This is a genomic window from Paenibacillus sp. ClWae2A (assembly GCF_032452295.1).
Lineage (GTDB): Bacteria > Bacillota > Bacilli > Paenibacillales > Paenibacillaceae > Paenibacillus.
This window is the reverse complement of record NZ_JAULSQ010000008.1, coordinates 119,978-145,636: the sequence shown is the minus strand read 5'-3', so window position 1 is coordinate 145,636 and position 25,659 is coordinate 119,978. Positions and strand designations below refer to the sequence as shown.

23 protein-coding genes are annotated in these 25,659 nt (G+C 44.9%); 5 read left to right on the top strand and 18 right to left on the bottom strand.

Annotated elements, in window-relative coordinates; translation table 11 throughout:
• Positions 1–49: 49 nt before the first annotated feature.
• The 3 genes from QVE09_RS21865 to QVE09_RS21855 form a co-directional block, all read right to left on the bottom strand.
• On the bottom strand, positions 50–466 hold the full coding sequence (locus QVE09_RS21865) for a hypothetical protein (RefSeq protein WP_074096159.1): 417 nt from the start codon (positions 464–466) through the stop codon (positions 50–52).
• 546 nt (positions 467–1,012) lie between these two features.
• Entirely contained in the window at positions 1,013–1,417 is a 405-nt protein-coding gene (locus QVE09_RS21860; protein ID WP_315938481.1) for a VOC family protein, read from the bottom strand.
• Between the two features lie 280 nt (positions 1,418–1,697).
• Positions 1,698–2,978, bottom strand: coding sequence for an XRE family transcriptional regulator (locus QVE09_RS21855; protein ID WP_315938480.1), 1,281 nt, complete (start codon positions 2,976–2,978; stop codon positions 1,698–1,700).
• A gap of 203 nt (positions 2,979–3,181) precedes the next feature.
• Between QVE09_RS21855 and fabV the strand changes: the two genes are divergently transcribed.
• On the top strand, positions 3,182–4,375 hold the full coding sequence (fabV, locus tag QVE09_RS21850) for an enoyl-ACP reductase FabV (RefSeq protein ID WP_315938479.1): 1,194 nt from the start codon (positions 3,182–3,184) through the stop codon (positions 4,373–4,375).
• 181 nt (positions 4,376–4,556) lie between these two features.
• Here fabV and QVE09_RS21845 read toward each other — a convergent pair whose 3' ends face one another.
• From QVE09_RS21845 to QVE09_RS21835, 3 genes are all read right to left on the bottom strand, one after another.
• Positions 4,557–5,804, bottom strand: coding sequence for a DNA glycosylase AlkZ-like family protein (locus tag QVE09_RS21845; protein ID WP_315938478.1), 1,248 nt, complete (start codon positions 5,802–5,804; stop codon positions 4,557–4,559).
• 116 nt (positions 5,805–5,920) lie between these two features.
• A complete protein-coding gene (locus tag QVE09_RS21840) occupies positions 5,921–6,148 on the bottom strand; it encodes a hypothetical protein (protein WP_315938477.1) in 228 nt (75 codons plus the stop codon).
• A gap of 165 nt (positions 6,149–6,313) precedes the next feature.
• Positions 6,314–7,432 carry an NADH-dependent flavin oxidoreductase gene (locus tag QVE09_RS21835; RefSeq protein ID WP_315938476.1) on the bottom strand — a complete coding sequence of 373 codons (1,119 nt, stop codon included), beginning with the start codon at positions 7,430–7,432 and terminating at the stop codon, positions 6,314–6,316.
• 224 nt (positions 7,433–7,656) lie between these two features.
• On the opposite strand from QVE09_RS21835, the gene QVE09_RS21830 reads away from it, so the two are divergent.
• Complete coding sequence (locus tag QVE09_RS21830; RefSeq protein ID WP_315938475.1) at positions 7,657–8,091, top strand: MerR family transcriptional regulator; 435 nt, start codon at positions 7,657–7,659, stop codon at positions 8,089–8,091.
• 243 nt (positions 8,092–8,334) lie between these two features.
• Here QVE09_RS21830 and QVE09_RS21825 read toward each other — a convergent pair whose 3' ends face one another.
• Positions 8,335–8,931, bottom strand: coding sequence for a restriction endonuclease (locus tag QVE09_RS21825; RefSeq protein ID WP_036617077.1), 597 nt, complete (start codon positions 8,929–8,931; stop codon positions 8,335–8,337).
• Between the two features lie 261 nt (positions 8,932–9,192).
• On the opposite strand from QVE09_RS21825, the gene QVE09_RS21820 reads away from it, so the two are divergent.
• Entirely contained in the window at positions 9,193–10,461 is a 1,269-nt protein-coding gene (locus QVE09_RS21820; RefSeq protein ID WP_315938474.1) for a hypothetical protein, read from the top strand.
• A 284-nt stretch (positions 10,462–10,745) separates the two neighbouring features.
• Positions 10,746–11,627 carry a putative RNA methyltransferase gene (locus QVE09_RS21815; RefSeq protein ID WP_397387078.1) on the top strand — a complete coding sequence of 294 codons (882 nt, stop codon included), beginning with the start codon at positions 10,746–10,748 and terminating at the stop codon, positions 11,625–11,627.
• A gap of 93 nt (positions 11,628–11,720) precedes the next feature.
• Here QVE09_RS21815 and msrA read toward each other — a convergent pair whose 3' ends face one another.
• From msrA to QVE09_RS21785, 6 genes are all read right to left on the bottom strand, one after another.
• Complete coding sequence (gene msrA, locus QVE09_RS21810; RefSeq protein ID WP_315938472.1) at positions 11,721–12,236, bottom strand: peptide-methionine (S)-S-oxide reductase MsrA; 516 nt, start codon at positions 12,234–12,236, stop codon at positions 11,721–11,723.
• A 397-nt stretch (positions 12,237–12,633) separates the two neighbouring features.
• Positions 12,634–12,891 carry a GlsB/YeaQ/YmgE family stress response membrane protein gene (locus QVE09_RS21805; RefSeq protein ID WP_315938471.1) on the bottom strand — a complete coding sequence of 86 codons (258 nt, stop codon included), beginning with the start codon at positions 12,889–12,891 and terminating at the stop codon, positions 12,634–12,636.
• Positions 12,892–13,200: 309 nt separating this feature from the next.
• The gene (locus QVE09_RS21800) at positions 13,201–14,505 is read right to left on the bottom strand and encodes an ATP-binding protein (protein ID WP_315938470.1); all 1,305 of its coding nucleotides are present in this window, start codon (positions 14,503–14,505) and stop codon (positions 13,201–13,203) included.
• Positions 14,505–15,968 carry an RtcB family protein gene (locus QVE09_RS21795; RefSeq protein ID WP_315938469.1) on the bottom strand — a complete coding sequence of 488 codons (1,464 nt, stop codon included), beginning with the start codon at positions 15,966–15,968 and terminating at the stop codon, positions 14,505–14,507. Before QVE09_RS21795 ends, QVE09_RS21800 begins: the two co-directional genes overlap by 1 nt.
• 499 nt (positions 15,969–16,467) lie before the next feature.
• Positions 16,468–17,286 carry a TerC family protein gene (locus tag QVE09_RS21790; RefSeq protein WP_397387080.1) on the bottom strand — a complete coding sequence of 273 codons (819 nt, stop codon included), beginning with the start codon at positions 17,284–17,286 and terminating at the stop codon, positions 16,468–16,470.
• A 277-nt stretch (positions 17,287–17,563) separates the two neighbouring features.
• Positions 17,564–17,875, bottom strand: a complete 312-nt coding sequence (locus QVE09_RS21785) for a DUF3817 domain-containing protein (protein WP_315938467.1) — start codon at positions 17,873–17,875, stop codon at positions 17,564–17,566.
• A gap of 215 nt (positions 17,876–18,090) precedes the next feature.
• Between QVE09_RS21785 and QVE09_RS21780 the strand changes: the two genes are divergently transcribed.
• Positions 18,091–19,194, top strand: coding sequence for a glycosyltransferase family 4 protein (locus tag QVE09_RS21780; protein WP_315938466.1), 1,104 nt, complete (start codon positions 18,091–18,093; stop codon positions 19,192–19,194).
• A gap of 59 nt (positions 19,195–19,253) precedes the next feature.
• Here the strand turns inward: QVE09_RS21780 and QVE09_RS21775 are convergent, their stop codons facing one another.
• From QVE09_RS21775 to pulA, 5 genes are all read right to left on the bottom strand, one after another.
• Complete coding sequence (locus tag QVE09_RS21775; protein ID WP_315938465.1) at positions 19,254–19,616, bottom strand: HIRAN domain-containing protein; 363 nt, start codon at positions 19,614–19,616, stop codon at positions 19,254–19,256.
• Positions 19,617–19,649: 33 nt separating this feature from the next.
• Entirely contained in the window at positions 19,650–20,630 is a 981-nt protein-coding gene (locus QVE09_RS21770; protein ID WP_315938464.1) for a helix-turn-helix transcriptional regulator, read from the bottom strand.
• Between the two features lie 272 nt (positions 20,631–20,902).
• Complete coding sequence (locus QVE09_RS21765; protein ID WP_315938463.1) at positions 20,903–21,424, bottom strand: hypothetical protein; 522 nt, start codon at positions 21,422–21,424, stop codon at positions 20,903–20,905.
• A gap of 184 nt (positions 21,425–21,608) precedes the next feature.
• A complete protein-coding gene (locus QVE09_RS21760) occupies positions 21,609–22,238 on the bottom strand; it encodes a 50S ribosomal protein L25 (RefSeq protein ID WP_315938462.1) in 630 nt (209 codons plus the stop codon).
• A gap of 280 nt (positions 22,239–22,518) precedes the next feature.
• Positions 22,519–25,395 carry a type I pullulanase gene (pulA, locus tag QVE09_RS21755; protein WP_315938461.1) on the bottom strand — a complete coding sequence of 959 codons (2,877 nt, stop codon included), beginning with the start codon at positions 25,393–25,395 and terminating at the stop codon, positions 22,519–22,521.
• Positions 25,396–25,659: the final 264 nt, after the last annotated feature.

Genomic DNA, 25,659 nt, shown 5'->3' with positions numbered 1-25,659 from the left:
TATACGCATTATTTATATAGAGCATCGCTGTCCTATAACCAAATACCTTCTAGATGGACACTAGACCCATGTAGATCAGTTCGGACGGATTCGCTGGATTCTGACCTAATCCCACCCGATCGCCTACTCGTGGAATCTGCATTTTGGACACCAATGTCTCCAATGTTCGCTGATACTGGTTGCCATTCGTTTCTGTCACATCCAACACAAGCACAACAATCGGATCAAAGTTGATCAGTTTGCCTGTATCGGTGATTGTCACCACCGTAGCCGTAGCTGTTAAAGGCAGAGAACCACTCGCTGCCAACTGTGCCTGTTTCGCCGAATCCAGACTTTGGTTGATGGCCTCCCGATGTTCTTTCGATACAAAACCTTTCATCATCATGCCAGTGAGTCCTTTATTCATCATTTTATCCGCTTTGGCAATCGCATCTTCCTGTTTGTTCTTTTTACCGAACCATCCCATAGTAAACACCTCATTTGTTTTATTTGTTTTTAGAAGTTGTTCAAAAAGTCCACTTTTGATTACGAATCATGCCTAGCGGCATCATCAGCATCGAAGTTGAAATTCAGCCGAATAAGCAGATGCTTACGAAGTATGTTTCCTTCGGAAACATTTTAGTTGCTCACGTAGGTCTCCTACGCTCCGCTACTCCATTTCTAGCTTCATTCCATCTTCTCGGTACTGAAAACCAGACTTTTTAACACGTATTTATAATTAAATTATAAACACCGCGGCTTGTCCTTGAATACCCTTCTGACGGTATACAAAAAAAACGAAAAATCCGGCAATTGAATTACTGGATAATCGTTTCTTTGGTAAGGAAGTATGCTAATTCCGCAAAAAAAGATCTGCTAATCCGATCTTCATTTCACCATTGACGGCCATATTTTGTGCCATGTGCGTTGGCAACGCACAAAATCATGCCAAAAACAGTGGGATTTAACCCATAAGTTTTTCAAACTACACACTTTTTCAATCTTTAACACTGAGTAAGCTGTTCTTCTAGAATCAGCCCCTACCGCTGAAACGTTTGATCGCTTCCTCGGTCACTGGCTGGAAGAGGTTAATGAGATTGCCATCAGGATCACGGAACAGCACAGCACGATTCCCCCACGGCATCGTGGTCGGTTCCTTTACCCACTCGTCCACAAACGGCTTCAAGCGCTCGTATTCGGCATCGACATCGTGGACGCGGAACTCGAGGATGACAGTGTGATTGTCGGCCGCCACTGCAGAACCAATGCCAAACAGTGGCACCGTCTGGGAGTGGCCAATCGCCAGGGTGCACGATGGCATAACAAGTTCAGCAAAGACAGGCGCGGGGCGTACCGCCGAAACACCCATGACTTTCTCATAAAACTCGACAAGACGATCCACATCGTCGGTAATAATGCGTAAAGAAGCAAAATACATAAAATATCACCCTTCCTGTTATATAATAAAATGCCATATCATTTTTTGGGTCAGAATCGGCCTTCCATCCCTTTATGTTTACTTAATTGATAATAAAATAACGCTACTGACAACAGTATGTCAGTAGCGTTATTCAACATTTTTTTGGGGTTTTATCCTTAATGCTTCAAAGGATAACCAACTCATGATTGACGTTTATCAAAAGGGCATTCTCAATTCTATTTTTTCTTTTATCCTTCTGATTAACACCCTTTATTACTAGCATTACTTTTAATCCAGTCTATTTTTTGCGTAACAGATATACCAGCTTTCGAAAATACATGGCTGCTTCCTTGTATTTCCGCTGATCCTCGGATACTACGGCCATCCCCTCATATAACGGTTCAAGCCGCATGACATGCTGTGCGGATTCAAAATAAGGCAGACAGGCAAGCGCCCGCTCCATGAAAACTTCGCGATCTCCATGCGCAAGAGCCAGATGGCTTTGGTAGAAGGTTGCGCTCATCTGCTGGTCCTGTGTTGTTGCACATTTCAAGAGTTGATCTACACTCTGCGCAAGCACGCCCCAGTTCTTCCGTGCCAGAGCCACTTCGCATCGATACACACTGACGAGCGGCTGCATCGCGAGCTGTGTTTCTTCCGTTTCATGCTGCAATAGCGATTCAAATCGTTCAATCTCCGCCTGTGCCTGATCCAGTTCACCTGTCATCGTCAGCATGACAATCCGATTGTTGGCAATCGCCGTCACCAGATCTCCCTTGTTGCCCGCATACACGAGGTTTGCCTCCGCCATCGTTAATGCCGAGAGTGCCTCCTGAACCAGCCCCATCGCGAAACAATAACCACTATACGCCACATATAACCCGGACAACCGATGGAACATCCGCTGATCATAGACATGACGCATTGTAAGCTCGAATACCTGTTTTGCCTCTTCATACTGTTTGACCTGAATGTAGGCCTCCATCTTGATATTTTGCACAGACAACCAGAATTCACTGCCAGGAAGCGCCAACTCACTTAGCCTGGTTGCATGAGTTAGTACATCTACAAAGGCCATTTTGGAGCGATAATATTGTATTTTATAGAATAAAAGTGCCTTGATTAACGGACGCGGCAGATTAATATCGTCTGGACGACCGTATTTCTCCAGGTAAAAATTGAGGTAGGACGTATGTATATACTCATGAGCCGTTGCATCGTTTAATTGCTGATAATAGACCGCCTTCATCAAGGCCGTTGTCAACTCTACGGTCAGCGTGTCATCCCGATCTGCCAGAGCATGCACCGTATCTTCGGATATCGCCGACGCTGGAACAGACATTTGTTCGAAAATAACCTCTGCCCGTTCGAGTGTTTCCTCGTCCTGAGCCGCAGCCTTTAGAATATAGGAAGGGGATACCCCAAGACGCCCCGCGATGGCTTCTGCCAAGTCCTCAGGTAGAGGATAACGATCCGCCAGGATATTGGCAAAGTGGGCCTGCGTGACCAGACCTTCCACAAGGTCTTTACGTGAGATTTGTTTTCTTTTGCTTAACAGTTCAATGCGTTCCTTCAGCATGGTATCCCTGTCCTTTCTATCCTAACAAACGAGTACATTCTATTCACATCATCGCAAAATTAGAGATATAACGCCACCCTTCCGGCGAAATCAAACGAAACGGTTTCCGTTTCCGAGGTAATTGTTTTACAATAAGAAAGTATGTGTAAGAGCATTTTATCGAAATGCTGAAACATGAGCTGAATATGAAAGGATGCAAATAAATGATTATTAAACCAAGAACACGTGGTTTTATTTGTACCACTTCCCATCCTGTAGGTTGCGCTGCGCAAGTGCAGGAACAGATTGATTATGTGAAATCCCAGCCTGAGCTGAAAGGACCGCGTAATGTGCTCGTGATCGGTGCTTCCACTGGATACGGTCTGGCGTCACGCGTTGTTTCTGCCTTTGGAGCTGGAGCGAATACAGTCGGCATTTATCGTCCAAGCAGTTCCACAGAGAAACGTACGGCTTCCGCAGGCTGGTACAACTCCGCTGCATTCGAAAAAGCCGCTGAGGAAGCAGGCCTGAAATCGTACAGCGTTACAGGTGATGCATTCGCAAACGAAACACGAGACAAAGCCGTTGAACTGATTCGCAGTGAACTCGGTCAAGTCGATCTGGTTGTATACAGCGTAGCCTCGGCACGTCGTACCGATCCGAACACGGGTGAAGTATTTAACTCTGTGCTGAAGCCTATCGGACAATCCTACACGAATAAAACGGTAAACTTCCACACAGGCGAAATTAGTTCCGTTACCCTTGAACCGGCAAACGAAGAAGAAATTCGTCAGACGGTAACCGTTATGGGTGGAGACGATTGGGAACTATGGATGGATGCCCTGCAACAAGGCGGCGTGCTTGCCGATGATGCAACAACCATCGCTTTCTCTTATATCGGTCCTGAACTTACACATGCCATTTATCGTGATGGTTCCATCGGTCAGGCCAAGAATCATCTGGAAGCAACTGCACACAAGCTGAATGATCGTCTGAGTGCCCAAGGTGGACGTGCGTACGTAACTGTAGCCAAAGCGCTGGTGACTCAATCCAGCTCCGCGATTCCAGTGGTGCCGTTGTATATCTCAGCATTGTACAAAGTCATGAAAGAAAAAGGCTTGCACGAAGGCTGCATCGAGCAGTTGCAACGTCTGTTCGCTGATCGCCTGTATGCGGGAGGAGAAGTTCCAACCGATGCAGAAGGTCGTATTCGCATTGACGATTGGGAGATGAGAGCGGACGTTCAGGAAGAAGTGGCGAAGCTTTGGAATGAATTGACCACAGAGAACATCTACGATCTGTCCGATCTGGAAGGTTATCGTCGCGAATTCTTCCAACTGTTTGGTTTTGAAACCGATGGTGTAGATTATGAAGCAGACGTTGATCCGAACGTTGAAGTGCCTCATTTGGTGAACTAAAGAAGTTTTGGCGTGGACGTGAGCTTAGGTTTTTGTTAGAGCTTACTGCGTATATCATGCTAAAGATATGATTTTAAAATCAATGAAGGAGGAGCCAGTTGGCTCCCCTTTTTTTGTCCTTTTTAATTCCACACACTGATTCCAATTCCCTTATCCATACACTCCTTCGTATATCCCCTAATCAAATCGATTTAAGCTGCTTTTTCAGTTCTTTCGGTACCGTATTCTCAATAGAGATCGAACGAGTTCCATGCATGGACGCAAAAAATTGAAGCCCCTCCCGAAAATCCGTAAGCCATTCCTCCACAGGTGGAGCAGTCTCTTCCATTGATAACAAACGAACGGTAAGTACTCCCGTTTTGCGATCAAGTCGTGGGTCCATACGTCCAATCAACCGATCACCGTGAAGAATAGGCATGGCATAATAACCGTAGGTTCTTTTCACCTCTGGCGTATAAATCTCCCATTTATAATGAAAATCAAATAAATCGACAATACGTTCTCTTCTCCATAACAGGTTGTCCAGTGGCGGCAGGAAACGGACCGGGCCTGACGGATCATAGTGTGGCTCTTCCCTTTCCATGTGCAGCAGCAAATCCTCATCTTCAGCACGTATATAATAAGGCGTCGCCACGTCCTCCACCTTAAGCGGGATCATTCGCCCATCTGACACACGGTCAGCAATATCGGCGCGTCGTTCAGCCGCTGTAGATTTTAGCCAACCCAGACGGGGATCACGGGCATCTACGACACGATACGCATGAATGTATTTATCCAGCAGAGCCTGTCTCTGGGCCAACACATCCATATCTTCTTTTATCGTAAGTCCCTGTTGTTGCAATCCGGATTCGGTAATATGAAAATAACGTTCATTCCCCTGCCGCGCCACCACACGAATCACAGCGGAGTCTAACAGTAAATTCAGAGCAAGTGTGGTATCCTTCGTCTTTGGCACATCTGCATTGTCCCAATAACCACTTACCCGCTCAACAGCACGAAAGGCTCTTGAAGGTAAAGGTCCTTCTTCCTTCAAACGCTGTAACACATGCTGCACTGTTTTCTCCAGACCTTGCAAGGACGGAGCCAGACGCTCCCTTAATCGGGCACGCACAGGTTCAAAGAGAGCATAATCCTCGATTGGAATGACACAGGCAGCATTTGCAAAATATTCAAACACCTTGTGATCACTCAGCAGCGTATTTAAGCTGTCAGCAGTATAACCAGGATCACGAGCACCCAGCACCAAATGCTGGTTTCCGGTTACAGCAGCCACAGGATCGATCTGCACGCAACCAAGGGAGCGAATCAAACTCAAAACTTGATCGGGTCCCGAAGGTAAGGAAACTGCGGGCCAACGTCCCAGTAAAGCTTGCGTTTGCAGCAAAAAACGCCGAACGATTTTTTTATTCATGTGCAGCGCTGTTGTCATATGTATAGGTTCTTCCCTTCATTAGATATACAAGGATTCATAGTTCAGTTCATTAAGATTGATTTTAACAGTCCACATCATTACTTTCCAACCAAAGAAAGAATTCAATGTCTTACTTATCCAGCAATCCGGTCCTTATGGACAAAATAAAAAGAAGCACCACCATCCTGGATGATCTGCTTCTTGTGTTTGACCTTTTGCAATTTTTCCTGCTTCGTAGGCATGAGCCGCACATGCTGGGATAACGCACCATAATCTCCGTTAACTCTTCGGCTCTGTTCCGAGCACCATTGACCTGACCGCTCTGCTTTGCGTAATGCTTTTTGTGTTTGTGTACGTGCCATAATGGATCACACACTCCTTTGGTTGATATACACTCAATATATCATGTGCAGCTATGCAAGTGAAGGTGAAGCTTTTTTTGTTGAAGCGGATAAATTAATACAAAAGTTCTTAAAATCAAAAAAGGCCGCTATTATTAGCGTCCTTTTTTTGATATTTCATCTTCTTTATTGTTCAACTTTAAACCATGGACCTGCATTTTGTATGACACCCCATAGTTTCGCTGGCAACAAAAGATCACTAACTTTGGATGATTTAATCACGTTTTGAATTTCCGCCTCCCTTCCTTGTTGAACTTTTTCAACCCACTCTGGATCGGAGATTAATACACGTCCAATTACCGCTAACGAAAGTCCTTTCTCCATGCTTTGAGAGACATTCTCTGGGCTTTCCAAGGCACCCGCTGCAATTACAAAAATCCGATTGTTGGCATGTTCAACAATCAGCTCAAGATACGTTTTTTTGTTATCTTGGTTATATTTTGGTTTTGACGTAAGGGCTTGTACCAAGGAACCATGAACATAATCAACATTTTCTTCAATCAGTTTATCAATCAGTGCGTAAGTATCTTTCATTCTAAGGGCATCTTGTTGATGTTCCTCTGGGGAAATGCGGTAACCTAAAATAAATGGTTTAGTCGAATATCTCTCAATAGCTTTTTTCACCTCTCGAATAACAGCTATTGGAAAACTTAGACGTTTTTCCAGTGATCCCCCCCATTGGTCTTGACGTTTGTTGAAGAATGGAGATAAAAAGCTTTGAAGTAAAAAACCGTGGGCTCCATGGAGTTCAACACCGTCAAAACCAGCTTCAATTGCACGTCTTGTAGCTTCACCGAACGCATGTATAATTTCCAGAATTTCTTCATGCTTGAGTTCTCTAGGGGATACTGCTTCAGTCAGAGCAACACCGCTCGGACTTACCACGTCACCATTAGGAACTAATTCAGCAATCGCTTTATCTCCAGCATGGAACAATTGAAGAATTGCTGGAGCTCCTCCACTCTTAGCAGCATCTGCCAATTTTTTTAGACTAGGGATAAATGAATCATTATATGCGGCGAATTCATGTGTAAATCCAATACCATTGGGTAGGACATGAGTACAGCCCGTGATAACTAAACCTACACCATTCACTCTTTTTTTATAATATGCAACTTCCTCATCGGAAATCGTGTAATCATCATTACTTGACCATGTCGTCATCGGAGACATAACCACTCTATTCTTTAAGGTAATCCCTTTATTGAATGTAAAGGATTCAAACAAGTTATTAAATTTACTCATTGTACGTTCTCCTTTGTATTTTGATTTCTAAGTGCTTATTTATGGAACAGATGAGGTAACCCTATCTCATTCATCCCAATCACAAGTTCTTCTCAAGAATATCAGGTTAACCTAAGGGGAAGTAAAGTAGGAATTTAACACGTAATTTAAAACGATTTACTTTTAATAATTTTCTATTGTGATAAAATAACAGTTACAGTAACTGTAACTGTGGAGGCGATCAGATGTTTTTTTCAATGAAATATGTGGTGGAGAATTATAATATAACTGCAAAGACACTTCGATTTTATGAAGAGCAAGGGATATTACCGAATATTTCGCGCGATGAAAAAGGGAATAGAGTTTATACCGAACAACAAATCGATTGGATTTCTTTTATTCTTTGTCTCAAAGAAACAGGAATGCCGCTTTCTAAAATTAAAGACTACAAGGAATCCTATGAGATGGGGAACTCCACCTATTTAGAAAGAGAGGAAATGTTAAAGAAACATAAAATTGAATTACAAAAGAAAATTGAAGAAAGTTTGAAACATATGGAAGAAATAAATTATAAATTAGCTATGTATGAACTTCAAAAAGATGAGGTTGGGAAAAATCCTAACCACAATTTTAAATGTCACGGCCTTGAGGTAAACATTGTCGATACCAGAGAGGGGTGAATCAAATATTCGAAATGTTACAACTAACAGATGAACAAACGGAGCTCGAAATATCCATCCAGAAAAATAACCAGTCGCCTGTATCTAACTAGCGATTGGTTATAATCGTTTTAAAATCTGCATCTGTCGTATTCATCCATTTTTTTGAGGGAGCCTCAACGGTTTAAACGTTAATCCTGACAACATTACTACTTTTTGATTATATTTAAAAAATCTACGTTGGAGCACAGTAATACAATGAAACTAGCGGGATTGCCGCTTTCGCCGGGACTGCCACGTCTCGATTGGTTCATGATCATCTTCTTCGATCAGTTCCAATGCTTCTTCCACTCTTCTCGCTTTGAATAACAGGATTAATTCCATCAGGTCTTCCCGGTCCAGCAACTTCACTCCATTGACTGCTGCAAGCGTCCGACAGGCTTCGGTGTAACGAGCGGACGTTAATACAATCGACCGGTCGGCTTCATAATAACGCATCGATGTATAAATCTCCTGCACTGCACTCAATCCTACAGGATGGTTCGCACCATATCGCTTCGCTTGTATCACACTTCGTCTGCCGAGTCTATCGACAAATACCAGATCTGCCCCAAAATCCCGGCTGCTCGTTGTCTTATGCACCTCATCGTACCCGAGCTCTTCGAATAAATGATAGAGATATAATTCAAATTCCGAACCATCCTCCATCTTGTCGATATCCTTTATTGTAATCTTACGAGGATTGGCTTCACTTCGGATCCGCTGCCCGCGCCCGATAACACGCCGAATAATCCAGGCCAGCAGTAACAATATGATGATACATCCAATGACCCATAGGGTCACATTTTCACTCCAGTTCATAGCTGTTCTCCTTGTTCATTTCCTATGTTCTATCCAACGTCTTACGCAGATATGGCTTGTCACCGCACTAAATATATCAGACTTCCACCTTCATCGAAAGAAGATGAATTCCCTGTAACCGCAACACTTCTCCAAACATCGTTATTTCAACAAACCAATGATAAAAGGTTACAGTGCGTTCGGTTGAATTCAGCTTGACTTTAATGGTAAAATTCAACAATCGGTTCTATTTTGAACCGAAGAAGAAAGGTGGTTTATTACTTGCATACATCCAACAAACGAAAGTCCAAAACATGGGCTGCCCTCATTCTTAGCGGCATGCTCCTCTTCACCATGAATACAACAGGTTACGCCGCTGCTTCAACCGAATCCATGCCCAAACCGGCGTGGACGTCATCTTCCCTGATGTTATCTGAGGCTAATACAGAGAAAGATGTCCTGATTAAGGGAATCCATGCCGTGCCATCCAAAAATCTTGTATATGTACATGCCTCCCAGCCCGTGACCAAAACAAGCAGCAAAACAACACTCGACTGGCAACTGGACTCTCTCCAAGCATTCGATGCTACAACTGGACAATTGAAGTGGAATACGATATTCCATGAGAAAAGTGGTCCTTATACCACCTACTCCGATTCGGTATATGCCAGCAACGGTACAGCTTACGTGTATATGGAATATTCGGACAAAACCAAGAAAGTGTACTCATTCAATACATCCGGTAAAACCAACTGGGTCAAAACGGTGAATTCACCTGCAAGCATATCCCTATTGGATAACGATACGCTGATGGTTGCTTCAAGTCAGGGCGTGCAATTGAATGGTTCGGTTCGCTCCACCATCTCGTTATATGACAAAAAGGGCAAGCTGATTACCGAAAAGACCATCAACGGCAACGTGCTTAAGGCTGACCATGGTCGAATTGTAGTGGATGCCAGTAAACAAACCAAGGTAGGCAACTTCTGGCAGCAAGCTGCGAATCCCAAAGTAGAGATCTATGATCGTACGTTGAATCGTCTGTCCTTCTACCAATTCCCTGCCAATGCAAATACACTCGGAGATGGCGGCGGAGAATCGCTGGCCATTCTGGACGATGGTTCCATTATTATGCGTGCGAATTTCGAGAACACCGGTAACCGACTGATGGGCTTTGGCATCGATGGCAAGCTTGCTTGGGGACGTGCCATTGCTGGTGATGCCTACATTCAGACGGCTGGCAACGGTTATACAGTCTTTACAGGGCAGAAGCTGGAATTGTACACGATGAAAGGCAAAGTGACTGAGCGTACATTCAAGGACGCACAGCCTGCGTTGATGCATGTCGACCAGACACAGGATGGTCAGTATCAGCTTGATTTTGCCAAAACAGGATACATTCTTGATCCACAGACGCTGGAAGACGTGCATATCTACACGACCAGTGCCTCGGTTCCTTCATTAGAAAGTGTTTCAACCTATGTCGATGATGTCATCTATTCCTTGAACAATGAGACATTGTCCAAATATGCATTAAAGGTTGCTTCAAAATAATGAACAGAGCGCTTCTGTATGACCGCCTACACGGTTGACAGGGCGCTCTTTTATTTCAAATCCGCCTCGCTCCCCTTACTTGTCATTTCTTCTCATCCTGTTATACTGGTAACGTTCTCTTGCTTCACCCTAATCTTGATAGGCCAAAGGAGCTTAACCTTCCTATGATTATTCAGTTCATTCGATACAGATAACTTGGGGCATAGCCTTAAACCTCTTTTTTTGAATTTTGTGCAGAGGTTTATTTGTTATGCCCTTTTCTTCAGTTATCCAAATCTGAATGAATGGGGTGTTATTCCATGTCAGTCCATCGCAGAGAACGTAGCGCTGCACTTATTAATCCATACATCCATATGTTGAACTGTCCCATTTGTCATAGCCCTATGGCAACCATTAACTCAGGGAGCATTCAATGTGTGTCCAGGCATAGCTTTGATCTTGCAAGACAAGGCTATATCAATTTCATGACACGTTTTTTCAAGGGCAACTATGACAAACGTTTATTTACAGCCAAAAGGAATATCTTATCGGAAACCGTTATTTATGCTCCTTTGACCGAAGTACTACGCAGGTGGATTGCACGTTATTCCGTTGACATCAGCTGTCCCGTGCATATTCTGGATGCAGGCACAGGAGAGGGAACATTTCTGCAGCAGATTACGCAGAATACTCCAGCCGTTGGCTGGGGCATCGACATTGCCAAAGAAGGCATTGCCATGGCTTCCTCTGCCTACAGCCAGCAAATTTGGTTTGTCGGCGATCTGGCATGCAGTCCGTTTGCAGAAGGTCAGCTGGACATCATCCTGAATATACTTTCTCCTTCCAACTATGAAGAGTTTGGACGAATTCTGAAAGATGGGGGATGGATCATCAAAGTCATCCCCCGTGAACGATATTTAATTGAACTGAGAGAAATGCTGTTCCTGAATCGACCTGATCGAGCAGACGGCCGGGAACTTACGCTGGACCGATTCCGCAAACATCATCATCTCATCGCCAGCATTCCGCTGACCTACACGCTGCCCGTCACCGCAAACATGCTGGATTCACTCGTTCATATGACACCACTTTCCTGGCATCTGTCGGGAATATCCCGGATGGGCATTCAAGCTTCCTTGTCGAAGATTACCATTGACGTAGAAATACTGGTGGGAACGAACAATTAGATAACCGTTATGGCAGATTTCAGCCGCCATACAGCCAAAAAGCCGGGCGAGTTCCAACTGGAACTTTCCCGGCTTTTCATGTGATCTGATGCATTATTTCCAATTCTCGTCTATAAATTCGTCCCGTCCGGATAACGCACGGTCTTCCTTATAATGTTTCTCGTTTTTCTTGTGGTAATCCTGATGATAATCTTCAGCCGGATAGAATATAGCTGCATCGCGAATTTCCGTAACAATCGGTTGACTGAATCGTCCGCTGGCTGCCAGTTCCTGTTTGGACTGTTCAGCAAGCTCACGTTGACGTTCATTATGCACAAAGATTGCCGTACGATACTGTGTCCCCCGATCCTGGAACTGGCCTCCGTCATCCGTCGGATCAATCTGTGGCCAGTACAGCTCCAGCAGTCGTTCATAAGGGAATACATCTGGATCAAATGTAATCTCAACCACTTCGACATGACCGGTCTCCCCGGTTTTGACCTGCTCATATGTTGGATTCTCGACGTGACCGCCAGCATAACCCGATATAATGCCATGAATGCCCGGTTGTTCTTCAAACGGTGTAACCATACACCAGAAACATCCGCCGGCGAATGTAGCTTTTTCCATTCCGTTCATCCCCTCTTATCTAAACTACCTTTTACACTTACCACTCCGATGACAGAACAACCTTCTGATCGCTGTTATCCCCAGATTTTTTATATTTGGCTTTACAAGGAGAAAATTTGGTGATAAAGGCGAGTGTATGCTTTCGAAGCAGCTTTCTTGCAGAAAGCTTTTAGCTCCGCTTCTTCAGGTTATTTCTGTCCTCTACGTTCTCGTGTAAATGTTAGTTCAATTTATATAGATAGCTGATATGCATATCTTCTTATATTTTAAAACAACAAGAGGTTGATTGAAAGCCATCGTTATGGCTCTCAATCAACCTCTTCATTGGTAAAACATTTTATTCATTTGGTAATGCAATTTAGCTGACAACTTTATTCAAGAACTGATCTTGAATGAGTTACCCGCGACTACGTCCCATCGAACGGAAGATCAAGCTTACGATAGCTACAAGAACAATCGCACCGATCAATGCAGGTACAATGTAGAATCCGCCCATCTCAGGACCCATATCGCCCAAGATTACTCCACCTAACCATCCACCGATAAAACCAGCTACGATGTTACCAATAACACCACCTGGGATGTCACGACCAACGATCAAACCTGCTAACCATCCAATGATACCACCGATAATTAATGACCATAACCAACCCATATCATTCACCTCTAATTAAAGTTTTTGTTGTTGTCTGTCTACTATTAACCGCTACAGAAGCATTTAAACAATTGGCATAAAAATTTTTGCATATCACCTTTTGTCCCGATGCATCGTTCTCTGCAAAACAAGCCTCCGTCAGGTATGGAAACAGATCGCGTTACTTTCCGGCATCTCACCAGCTCAGGGCTGCGTTATGTACCTCCCGAAAGTCATTGTATGTTAGAGCAGACAAGGTTAGTATCACCAATTAAGGTAGGATTATTTATAAAATTGCGTCATATTATAGGATGGATGGGTTAGATCTGATCAATAAAAGCCTGCACGGCCCTTACCTGGCTGCGCCAGCCAAGTATGTTTGTGGCTCTTATCCAGCTCGCCACGCATCGACTGAATGACTTTTACAATGTCTGTCTGTCCATTCTGATGCCATTCGAGCGCAGCGCTCACATACAACTCACCTAGCTGTGCAAGAGAAAACGTGTCGGTCAGACGAGCCGCTTCTACTGTGCCTTCTTCACCCGCAAATATGGTGAAGCCTCGTTGGCGCAAGTATTGCAAGCGCAGCGCTTCATCTGGCAACGGAATTTCATAAGCCCGGTCAAACCGTCCAGCACGGTTCATGAGGCCAGGATCTATTTTCTCCGGATAATTCGTTGTCCCGATCAGGAAGATGCCTTCTTTTGACGTAGCTCCATCGAGTGTATTCAGGAAAAAGGAACGGACTTCATCCGGCATCGAATCGATGTCCTCAATGATCAGTACCATCGGTGCCAACCGCTTGGCAGCCTCGAACACTTCACGCACCGATTCACTGTTGGTATACTCCGTAATCTGCCAATACGCAGCCGGTCCCGGAATACTTCCAGCAATGGATTTTACCAACGTGGTCTTGCCGTTTCCCGGATGCCCATACAATAGAATGCCCCGTTTGTACGGGATATCATAATCTCTGTAGAAGGAACGATCTGCTTCAAAGAACTGATCCAGCGAGCGGAAAATATCCTGCTTGATCTGTGCCGAGAGAACAACATCCTCTCTTCCCACGGAGCGAGTGATGGATTCCACATGACGATCGCTGCCATTGCGGGCATCGGTATACACCGTCACTTTTTTCATATTTTGCTGACGTTCCCGCTCCCGTACACTTCCCAGAAATTGCTTCATCTCCTCATCGCCGACGGCAAACACAAAGTCTTCACTGTAGATTCCGTTCTCTCGGAAAAATGGAACCCGGACAAGTGCTACGCCCCATTTCGGATAAGCAAATACGTTATTGCGAATGGAGTAATGCACACCATAAGTCGGCACATCTCCATCATCGTCGTAATGCAACGTCTGAAGTTCCAGATCCTCGAATATACGGGCTACCAATTCCACTTCGTCACTGCCATTTTGCAAGTCTTCCCGGAGTAACTCCCAGTATTCATTGTTCGGGTCAGAACTGGCATAAAGCTTGTACTCAACTCCATAGCGCTGAAGGAGTGCCTCACTGATTCCACGAATCAGCCTTGAATAGATGGCGTACCCTTCCACTCGAATTCGGGTATCATGTTGTTCGTCATAGGTATAGATCGCTTGAGTTGGATCTGTTTGTTTTTCGTTTAATGTCATTATTTCGCTCCCTTTACCGCTACAAGCGGTTTGCATTTGGCTACAACTTGAGCCAGGCCCGCGCCGGTAACACTGTCTATAATTTCATCTACATTTTTATAAGCCTGAGGTGATTCATCAATAATGGATTCAAGTGAGCGTTGGTTTACCACGATCTCATCTTCTGTACCGACACCCAGTGCCGTAGCAAAATCTTCCACGGTAATCAATCGTTTCGTTGCCGTCCGTGAACGGATCCGACCCGCACCGTGACATATGGAATAATAATTATCAGCACCCTGTGGCTGACCTACCATGATATATGAAGCAGTTCCCATGGAACCGGGAATAAGCGCCGGATGCCCTGTTGCCAGATAAGGCTTTGGATTGTCCGGGTGACCTGCTGGCAACGCACGTGTGGCCCCTTTACGATGCACAAAAACGGAACCTTGGTCTGCGTGAGATTCTTCCCAAGCATAGTTGTGCATCAGATCATATAACGTACGGAATTCACATTTGGAGCCAAACACATCCCGGAATGCTTCGCGAATAGCATACGCAATCAGGTGCCGATTGACAACAGCGTAATTCAATGCAGAATACATCATGTTCACATAATGACGACCTTCCGCATGCTCCAGTGGAGCAAATACCAGTCTGGGATCGGATGTACCCAGGTTAAGCCGCTGCATGACTTTGGCAATCGCTGACGAACTCGTCTGACTTACATAACCACCCCATGAACGAGAGCCGGAATGAATCATGACCACAACCTGTCCATCATACAATCCCCAAGCTTCGGCGATTTCACGATTCTCTTCAGCGATCTCAATCGCCTGGATCTCGGCAAAATGATTCCCCCCACCCAGTGTTCCGAGCTGACGATGCGAACGGTGCCACGTCATATCAGGAACATGGTTTAATACATCCTCATCATAACTGAACTTACTGCTTTCCACATGTGTCATCGCGGTTGATTTTTTCGGTGTATAGCTGTCCGGAATATACTTTTTGGGTAAACCATGCAGCCCTTTACGAACAATATGCTCCAGTCTTATATCCGAGTAATGACCTCGCTGGTTCGCCTCCATCGGCAATACTTTCTCAATGGCTTTAACGAGTTTACGGCGAAGCTTAATGTCTTTCAATTCGTCCTTGTGCAAGTTCGTCATATGCACTCGCATGCCACAGCCAATGTCACTGCCAACGATGGAGGGAGAAACGTATCCGCTCTGCGCATCCCACACGGCTGTTGTTCCAATGCACGTACCTACACCGACATGTACGTCTGGCGTGTAACTCATATAAGAGATTCCCGGAATCTGCAGATTATTGTTCGCCATCTCGAATACCTTGTAATCAAGCGAGGAGAAGAGTTGCTGCGCCGCATATACGGTTAGGTCGCCTGCAGGCAATTTTACTTCATGGCGGTAGCCACCTGCGATTTCATTTGGATTGGTAAATAAATTAAATTCTGTATTCATAAAAGTGTATTATTCCTTCCTGTACGTTCAGCAAATTCGGTTTGCTGCATCTGTAAAATAAAACTAAAAAAAGCCATAGGCTAATCGCCCATGACTTCTACTGAATGACAATAACGGAGAACAGAACAGCATAAACATGCTGTGTGTCTGTCATCCATCGCTATAATATAAGCGAAGAACGCATATCGATTATAAAACCCGCTAAACGATATGCCTATCCCCTATGTCGACCGTATGAGGCCAATGAAACGATGAGCCGGATATGCTATTGTGTCTACGTTGCGCCCCGTTTGAATCAAATCATAACCAAGCATCATGTCTCTCGGCCTCCCTTCGTTAATGTTAGTCTTATATTAAGGGGACTAGAATTCATGTGTCAACCCTTTTCTTGGAAATTGAACCATGTTGCATATTTCATATGTAAACAAAAACAGGAGATTGTCCTAGGACAATCTCCTGTTTTTCAAATAATAATGATGTTGTTAGCGTAACATGATTATTACAGTCCTGCTTGTTTTTCCAACTCTTCAACCGGATTTTCGTCTTCTTTTTCAGGAACTTTGGAAGACAGGAACCAACCACATACCGCAATGGTGATCAGTACAATATAGAATCCGAATTTCCAAATTTTATTTTCCGGGAAATGCTCATCCAGAACACCCAATGAAGGATGCGCGAGTGTAATAACTGCCAGCTTAACCCCTACCCAACCTACGATTACAAATGCCGCAACTTCAAGCCCTGGACGGGAATGAAGCAATTTCACAAAGTATGAGGCTGCAAAACGCATGATCACAAGCCCGATGAATCCACCGAGGAAGATAACGATAAACTGTCCACCGTCAAGTCCCCCAATTGCAGGCAATCCACTTGGTGGCAACGCCACGGCCAAAGCAACAGCAGCCAGAATGGAATCAACTGCAAATGCGATATCCGCTACTTCGACCTTGAAAACGGTCATCCAGAAACCGGATTGTTTTTTCGGTTTCTTAGGCGTTGAATCAGCTGCTTCATCTGTCTTATTACGACTACCCAGTATCTTTTTAACGATGTGGTTAATCGAAATGTACAAGAGATACAGGGCACCGATGGCTTGCACCTGCCATACATCGACGAGGAAAGAGATGAGGAACAACGAACCTAAACGGAAAACAAATGCACCCATCAGACCATAGAACAACGCTTTTTTGCGCTTATCTTCAGGCAAGTGTTTAACCATAATTGCGAGTACCAATGCATTATCTGCTGCGAGTAATCCTTCAAGGACCACTAAGACAGCAAGCACCCACCCATATTCTAATAATAATGAAGCATCCAACATTGACTCCTCCTTAATATTCTTATGATGTACAAAAAAAAGGACCTTTACCATCGCTGGTAAGGTCCTTTTATATCCACAAAAAGAGACCTTTACCGAGCATGAAAACTTGGTAAAGGTCTCGCTAACAACAAAATTGCTGCCAATAAAGCCGGGGATATGATCCCGAATTGACGACTTTACTGTAAAAGCTACTCCCCTTTAACAGGAATATGTAGTTTTAGTTGGAACGGGTTGTTTAACCTGTACTCATCATATTTCATAACGTTAAATAAAGTCAAGCTTTATTTAGTTGACGGTACAGCTTACGGAATACGAAAATATCATAGATCATATTCCCCAGTGGAATGAAAGAAACGAAGAACAGAGCGATTGGACGGCGCAGACGCCACTTCTGTGAGGTGTACATACTCACCATAAATAACAAGTACATTAAAAACAAAAAACCGTACAGATTTCCAAACCATGTGACAGCCTGCGGCATAACCCCGGCATCTCTCAACGGAAAAGCAACAAACAGTAGCAACACGTACGAAATGCCCTGCAACCACAACATCAGCCGGAAGCGCCCCAGCGAAGAATGTAACATTATTTTCCTCCTGCTTTTATACATGTAACGAATTCAATTGTTCCCGTACAGTATATCACAAAAGCAGAATATCTCCGCTTTATTCCATGCAACAGATTATTCCTGCACGCTCATATGGGGGTTCACCTACCTTTTTGCAGGAGCCAAATGCCTCAGCTTCTCATAAGATATATGGCGAAGATTGTTAAAGATGTCGGACAAGGAGGAGCCTGATCATGAAAATAGCTATGGTTGCACCCGAGAAATTGCCTTTGCCCGGTAATGGTTCCGTGGAAATCTGTATCCTGGGCATCGCCCGTGAACTAGCCCATCGCCATCAGGTGACCATTATAAGTCGTCAAATGGAGGGTCTCTCCACCACAGAACAGATCGACGGTATCACCATTCAACGTGTCCTTGCTTCGAGTCCTGTCGGGTATACCAAAGCGGTCATCCGTCTGTTATCCAAACAACCTTACGATGTCATTCAAGTGGATAACAGGCCACGAAGTATGGCTACCATCAAACGAGCTTTTCCACGCACACCTGTTGTACTCTATCTTCACTCGTTAACGTTTGCTCAGCCCGGACCTTCCAGACTCACATTGATGAAAAAAGCTGATTGGATTGCCGTCAACAGTCATTCCCTGCGACAAAGGTTAGGCCGCAGATTTCCGCTGGTAAAACGCCGGATGAGTGTGGTTCCATTGGGTGCAGATCTAAGCCGCTTCAGGCCTGTTGAATCCAGCGAAGAACAGATTCATCTGCGTACACAATTTGGAGTAACTAAGCCATTCTCTATTCTGTATGTCGGCAGGCTCATCCCTGGAAAAGGTGTAGACGTATTAATTCGTGCAACTGCCCTCCTTCAGCGACAGATGCCTGTTCAACTGGTTGTTGCAGGCAAAGGACCTCCGTATTACATGCGTAAACTTCGCGAACTTGCCCATAAACAAAAAGTCCATGTTTCCTTCCGTGGTCAGATAAACCATGAGCATATCGATCAGTTGTATCGGGCCGTCGATTGCCTGGTTTGTCCATCTCAAGAACATGAAGCTTTTGGCCTGGTTAATGTTGAGGCGATGGCTTCAGGATTACCCGTCATTGCTTCGGATAACGGAGGTATTCGTGAGATTATTGAATCAGGTATCAATGGCTACCTTGTCACTGCTTATAAGCGTCCCCAGCGTTTCGCCTCTTGCCTGTACAAACTTGCAAGCAATCCCGCTTTTGCCGAGATGTTAGGGAAGGCTGGCCGTGACAGCGCAAGGGCACATTTCAGTTGGGCAAGAACAGCCATGCATCTGGAAGCCACTTATACCAGGCTCATCCGTAAATGAGCCTTCTTCTGTTTTTAAGATGATCATTTTGACAGAAATGAACACACTCTTTAAAATGATCAAGCTTTTTCACGAAATTGCCATCCCGTAATCAAAGAATCCATCTGCGGAACAGGAATGTGACTCATCTCAATTAACTCCATAATAACCATATCTCTCATCATGAATCGTACCTTGGCACACGTTAGTTGATGAAATACATCGTAGAATGCCGTCCCGGTCCAACATCCATGAGGCACGACAAGTGGATCATTAACGATATAACCTACAGCTCCAATCGGGGGAATAACAACCTTAATCGCTTGATGATCCAAACGATTATCTGGATCTTTGACGAGATACACGGTATCCCCCACATGTAAAGCCTGTACTCCATGGTAGTGATCCATCCCATACATAGCTGCGAATAATTTGGTGCTCATATTACCTGCTCCTTTTCCTGTATTTCTCCATGTTTAAAATTTTAACAAAGGTACATCCGTTTCATAATGTTCCAACCACTCGACAAGTTGCCTGCGTATCTCTCTACGAAACTCACGAGGTTCAAGTACCTCTGCCTCGGGACCAAATTGATACAACCATTTCAAAAATTCTCGGCTGCTATTCAGTGTCACTTCAAATAACAATCCCCCATCCGACATATTCGTCATTCGCGGGCGAACAAACATTTCTTCTTCTTTTATGTAGGGGGCCACTTTCTCAGAGAATCTCACCTTGAAATGGATATGTTCGTCGCCACGGTCAATAGACCATGTGTTCTTCATGTACTGCGTTATGTTGAAATCACCCATGTCGAAACCGGTATTTGTTCGTGTCACATCCAAAAAACGGCTAATTCGAAACAATCGAACTTTTTGCAGCAAATGACAGTATCCGATCAAATAAAAACGTTGATCACGTGGAATGAGATAATAGGGATCGATATCGCGAACTGTGATCTCATTTCTTGTCAGCGTATGATATTGAGTACGAATGGTTTGCTGGCTTAGAATAGCTTCGATGATGGGAATCAGCAAATTAGGGTCCTTTCCTTCCTCACGATAAGCCGGCGTGCCCATCCGAATAATTCCCGCAATATTCTCTACAATGTCACTGTTTCTTGATTTTAATTTGGTATGAGCCGACATAACCTTGTCAAAAGCTGAATCAAACTCAGCAGGTAACTTGGAGGTATCAACTACGGACGGGAGCAAGGAGAAAACCATTGCTTCCTGTTCAGTAAAATCTAATGGATACATCGCAAACTCACCAATAAATCGGTAACCTTTGCCGTATCCTTCATTCATAATCGGGGCGACCCTATCCAAAATCCGGAGATCACGATAAATCGTGCGTACAGTCGTACCGCATTTCAGCGCCAATTCCTTGGCCGAAATTCCAGGATTTGCTTGTATAGCCTGAAGTATACGCAGCAGACGAATTAATTTCTCTGTCATGTAGTTTCTCCCCTTCGATATTTTATCGGCAAGGAAAACTAGTTCCTTTAGTACAGAACTAAATCTTTAGTCCCAATATTATTTTCGCAATTTCACCATTTTTGTATAGTCCAATTGCACTCTTACCCCCTTTTAATATACATTCTCTTACTTGCTTGCGTAAAACATTAACCCAAAAGGCCTTAAACCTAAGCCTGAAAGCCTATACAATTTTCTAAAAATAATACAAAAAAAGCCCAGATCTCTACAATGAGTCAAGGCTTTTCTCGGAATTACTGGTTATCCAACTGTAATAATTGATTCATCACATTCGCCATATGCTCACAAAGTTCAGCAATGTCCCCCATCTGGTCTTCATTCACACTACGGTCAAAATAAACGTGAGCCGTGACGTTATACGTAACTGGCTGTTCATCAAAGATATACCGGATGTTCTGGCACATCCTCTGCTCAGGCCAGCTCTTCTGTAATATCCGACGAATAACCGGGCACTGCTTCTCAGGCTCCTTCACAACCATACCAAACCGCAGTTCCAAACGGCAACCCGGATGAGCACCAGGCGTCTCCAGGATCTCCGCTGCAAGCTCCTCAAGGGAACTGCTTAATACGACCTCTCCTGTTACTTCCGGGCGATCCCTGAGACAGAATTGTAATGTGAATTCTCTGGACATGACTGCCATCTCCAGCTGATCTTTACGCCCCGTAATCTGAATACGTTCATCCAGGTTATCCATGTCATAGAGATGATTCTCAAACCCGACTTTCAGATTGTCATACACCGTTGGATCAAACATTGAAATAAACCTACTTTCTTGCCCTTTAACATGTATTGTAGTACATTCTCATTTTTCATGCGACTAGCACATTCTCATTTTTCATGCGACTAGCACATTCTCTTGTCCTGAAAATATAAAAAGCCCAGTCACTAGGACTGGGCTTCGGCTAAGCATGGGATCTGCTGAGATCCCTGAGCTTCGCTTATTCTTCTGCAGCTTTTTCTTCAGCTGCCGGTTCAGCTTCCTCAGCAGAAGCCGTTGGCTCTTCCTCAGCCGCTTGTGGCGGCATGACGGACGCGATAATGGATTCAGGTGATGTTATGAGTGTCAAACCTTTATCCAGTTTGATATCCGCAGCAGTCAAACGATCGCCAATATCCAATCCGCTAACATCAACTTCAATGGACGTTGGCAGATCCGCAGGCAATCCTTCTACTTCCAGCTGTGTCTCCTGTGTCTGGAATACACCGCCAGCTTTTGAGCCTGCCGCTGTACCCTGGAAGTCGATCGATACACTTACGCTGATCGGCTTGTTCTTAGAAATTTGCAGGAAGTCTACATGCAGCAAACGTCCGTTACGCTCTTGCTGATCCTTGATCAGCACCGGGACCGTTTTACCGCCCTCAACACTCAGGTTGAACATTTCGGAGCGGCCTGTGCGTGCCACTTTCAGCATTTCTTTTTCATCTACATGTATTGAAGCACCTTCAAGTCCCGGGCCGTAAACGACTGCGGGAACTCGTCCGCCTTGTCTTAACAGGCGCAGTGCTGCACCTTTCTTTTCCGTTCTTGGCGTTGCTGTAAGTTGAGCCATTTTTCCGTTGGATTTCATGATTGAACATCCTCCTTCAAGGGATCACTACATTATATTTGTTGGAAAGCGCTAAAGCGTCGCTTATAGACCATAATGGTCTTTTTTCCTTTGGCCGAATCGTGGGCCATATCTATATTTACCCCAATGATAGAGGATCTCAAACACGAAACAGGACAATTCTTTATTTTTTGGCAAGTTATGCGGCATATAATCAGACCAAAAAAGCAGTCGGAATCTCTTCCAACTGCTGGTTTAACAAGGTTTTGACGAACTACATTCGAAATTATAAATAAAGAAACTATGCGCTATTACGATCCTCTGTTTTTTCGCTTTCACGAATGATCTGCATCTCGTCTGATCCGCTACGGACAATAATGTGCACATCCCCATCTTCAGGTACAATGTCCACGTAACGGTCTCCACACGTATCTTTAGCTTCCCATTCGTTCAATCGAATGATCAATCCCAGGTGATGCAGACCCGGAGCAACGCGGAAGCGGGCTTCGGCGGCATTTCCGACTTGTTCCAGCCGTACTGCTCCGTCCTCCATACCCGTACCCCATACCCAGACATCCCAACCTTCATAATGCTGGTCTTCCCGTTCGTATCGAAGCGTGACGGTTCGCGAAATCTGTTTATGAATCGTTACACCAAGCGTTGCCCGGATTCCTCCAGATTCAGCAATAATATGGGTTGCTCCAGGTGTCATCGCACGTACGATCCCTGCTGCACTCACCGCTGCAAGTTCTGGATGAGAAGAGCTCCAGCGTATATTCGAATCCTGAAGCGGCTGACCAAATTGATCCAGAACCAAGGCACGGAAGCGACTGATTCGAGTCATGTACATGACAGGTTCGCCCACAATTTCGATGCGTTCAGCATGACGATAATCCACTTGTAACATACAGCTTGCCGTGATGTCCCCACAATGGACTGTGATCGAAGCTTCCCCTCGTTCCAGTGCATGGATTGTTCCATCAGGCTGGATCTGAATAATATCCGGATCAGAAGAAGTCCAGGTGACTGGAGCTTTTTCTACAACATTGCCAATGCTGTCCCGTACGATCGCTCGCAGTTGAGTGGTCTCCTGTGGACTATATACCTGGCGAGGAAAACTAATCTCCACTGTTGATGGTTCAGCGCCTCCAGCATGCTCTGTGTCATACAGTACCATTAGGGACCATCGTTCTACCTGAACAGTACCACGAACAGTCTCGATCAGGTCTGTGCCTGCCTGATGATCATTGACTACGACATGCCAGTCCCCTTCACCCAGGTCGACATGCTGTTGGTGCTCTGTTCCGTTATAGATGACCATAATTTGATTCCAGGTGTCCTGATTCGCACCATCCTGAAGTATAAAGGCAACTACATTACCATCCGCACGAATAACACGAAGGTGATTTCGTACCTGTTCAGCATCAATCATACGAAAAGCGGGATGTGTGCGCCGCAAATGAATAAGACCACGATAGTAGTCGAACACCGGTCTGAATCGTGATTTGTTGGCCCATGTGATGGCGTTCACCGCATCCCCGCTCCGATAACTGTTATGATCACCGGCTTTGGATCTGAGCATCTCATCCCCTGAATGCAGAAACGGAATTCCCTGAGAAGTAAGCAGAATGCCGGAAGAGAGCAACGAGCGACGAACCATCTCATGATTTAAAACAGCATCTGCATCCACATACCGATAAGGATCTGCTGCTTTTACAGCGGACTCCGCACTTCCACCACCCACGGGCTGTCCGTCCTTCCATACGGGAAATCCTAATTCATGCCTGAGGTTCATTGTTGTCGCAATTTTATCCCACAGATTGAGATTGTCATGAGCAGTTACATAATTGACAACTTCCACAGGCGAAGATGTGAAATCATCCAGTGCTCCCGCTAATCCCCTAATAAGCTCATATTCCTGCCCTCCAGCACCCGTGACAAACCCTCTTCCGCTGCCATCACTATCCCCCTTGATTGCACTGCGAAAGTGATCATTAAATACTGCAAATCCCTGACCTCGCTGGGTTCCTTTTAATGTTTTGCGGTCCAAAGGTGAATCTCCACCCATCCAGGGTTCCCCATAGATCAGAAACGCCGGATCGATCTGTTCCCGCAGTTCGCGTGTCAATTCATTCATCGTTTCCGTATCAATCAGGGCCATAAGGTCAAATCGAAATCCGTCCACATGATATTCTTCTGCCCAATATCGGAGAGAATCCAGAATATATTTTCGCACCATTGGACGTTCTGTCGCCAATTCATTGCCTACACCAGAACCATTACTGAGGGTGCCATCCTCCCGGTAACGGTAATAATAGCCTGGTACAATCCGTTCAAAAGGTCCCTCTTCCACGCTATACGTATGATTATAGACAACATCAAGTACAACGCGAATGCCTTGTCTGTGCAGCGATTGAACGAGGGATTTGAGCTCCCGAATTCGAACTGCCGGATCACGAGGGTCGGTAGCGTAGGAACCTTCGGGAACGTTATAATGTTGCGGATCATATCCCCAGTTGTATGGTGCTCTGACATTCGAACCAACATCCGCCGTAGCGAGTTCATTCACCGTCTGATAATCCGCCACAGGTAGAAAATGTACATGAGTGACTCCCAGTTCGGCAAGATGGTCTACCCCAATACTATTGCCTGCTCTATCCGTCAGACCGGATGCCGTGAATGCCAGATATTTTCCCTTATACGGAATATCTGCATGTGGGTCCGAGGAGAAATCACGAACATGCAACTCATATAACACGGCATCGACAGGACGCAGAAAAGCAGGTTTGACATCCAGGTCCCAATCGACTGGATTGGTGGTCTCCGGATCTATAATAGCCGTTCGTTGCCCATTAGCCGTTACCGCTCTGGCGTAAGGATCAACAACCACTTCAACCCGCTGATCATCATGGATAATTCGGTACATATAATAATGTTCTGCCCAATCGCCTATAAGCTCCAACGTCCATATGCCGTCCGCATCACGTGTCAAGGAATGTTCCCGTCCATCCGTATGCTCTTGCACCTTACCATTCTCGTTGTAATGCCCTTCATCTTCAAAAATCAATATATAAACCTGTTGTGCCGTAGGTGCCCACAATTTAAAAGTACTTGCAGCACGAGTATATGTTAAGCCAAGATCGTTGCCTTTGTAACGAAAAGAAGTCCATTCCGGCATCGTTCCCACCGCCTTTATATCCATTGTTTTCGTGTTGTCCCGATGTTACGGAGCGGGACGTGATTTGTCAACCCGGGGTTGTCTGTACTCATCATATCGGTCCAATTTGCGTATTCAATTAGCAATCGCTTTCAAAAATAAGATATGAAAACAAGCGCCATAGATTGACAGCATTTGTACCTGTCCTGACAAAAAAATTTGAAATATACAAGAATATAATGCAGGATGTCACCTGAGTTGAGATTAAAAATGCACCAGCCGGTG

Bases quoted from the DNA above. Each gene is read 5' to 3' on its own strand.
- QVE09_RS21795 (WP_315938469.1), bottom strand. From the start codon at position 15,968: ATGAATACAGAATTTAATTTATTTACCAATCCAAATGAAATCGCAGGT.
- QVE09_RS21760 (WP_315938462.1), bottom strand. From the start codon at position 22,238: ATGAAATCCAACGGAAAAATGGCTCAACTTACAGCAACGCCAAGAACG.
- QVE09_RS21830 (WP_315938475.1), top strand. From the start codon at position 7,657: ATGTTTTTTTCAATGAAATATGTGGTGGAGAATTATAATATAACTGCA.
- QVE09_RS21775 (WP_315938465.1), bottom strand. From the start codon at position 19,616: ATGAGCACCAAATTATTCGCAGCTATGTATGGGATGGATCACTACCAT.
- QVE09_RS21815 (WP_397387078.1), top strand. From the start codon at position 10,746: ATGGGGTGTTATTCCATGTCAGTCCATCGCAGAGAACGTAGCGCTGCA.
- QVE09_RS21865 (WP_074096159.1), bottom strand. From the start codon at position 466: ATGGGATGGTTCGGTAAAAAGAACAAACAGGAAGATGCGATTGCCAAA.
- QVE09_RS21780 (WP_315938466.1), top strand. From the start codon at position 18,091: ATGAAAATAGCTATGGTTGCACCCGAGAAATTGCCTTTGCCCGGTAAT.
- QVE09_RS21825 (WP_036617077.1), bottom strand. From the start codon at position 8,931: ATGAACTGGAGTGAAAATGTGACCCTATGGGTCATTGGATGTATCATC.
- pulA (WP_315938461.1), bottom strand. From the start codon at position 25,395: ATGCCGGAATGGACTTCTTTTCGTTACAAAGGCAACGATCTTGGCTTA.
- QVE09_RS21770 (WP_315938464.1), bottom strand. From the start codon at position 20,630: ATGACAGAGAAATTAATTCGTCTGCTGCGTATACTTCAGGCTATACAA.
- QVE09_RS21845 (WP_315938478.1), bottom strand. From the start codon at position 5,804: ATGACAACAGCGCTGCACATGAATAAAAAAATCGTTCGGCGTTTTTTG.
- msrA (WP_315938472.1), bottom strand. From the start codon at position 12,236: ATGGAAAAAGCTACATTCGCCGGCGGATGTTTCTGGTGTATGGTTACA.
- QVE09_RS21855 (WP_315938480.1), bottom strand. From the start codon at position 2,978: ATGCTGAAGGAACGCATTGAACTGTTAAGCAAAAGAAAACAAATCTCA.
- QVE09_RS21860 (WP_315938481.1), bottom strand. From the start codon at position 1,417: ATGTATTTTGCTTCTTTACGCATTATTACCGACGATGTGGATCGTCTT.
- QVE09_RS21805 (WP_315938471.1), bottom strand. From the start codon at position 12,891: ATGGGTTGGTTATGGTCATTAATTATCGGTGGTATCATTGGATGGTTA.
- QVE09_RS21840 (WP_315938477.1), bottom strand. From the start codon at position 6,148: ATGGCACGTACACAAACACAAAAAGCATTACGCAAAGCAGAGCGGTCA.
- QVE09_RS21835 (WP_315938476.1), bottom strand. From the start codon at position 7,432: ATGAGTAAATTTAATAACTTGTTTGAATCCTTTACATTCAATAAAGGG.
- fabV (WP_315938479.1), top strand. From the start codon at position 3,182: ATGATTATTAAACCAAGAACACGTGGTTTTATTTGTACCACTTCCCAT.
- QVE09_RS21785 (WP_315938467.1), bottom strand. From the start codon at position 17,875: ATGTTACATTCTTCGCTGGGGCGCTTCCGGCTGATGTTGTGGTTGCAG.
- QVE09_RS21800 (WP_315938470.1), bottom strand. From the start codon at position 14,505: ATGACATTAAACGAAAAACAAACAGATCCAACTCAAGCGATCTATACC.
- QVE09_RS21765 (WP_315938463.1), bottom strand. From the start codon at position 21,424: ATGTTTGATCCAACGGTGTATGACAATCTGAAAGTCGGGTTTGAGAAT.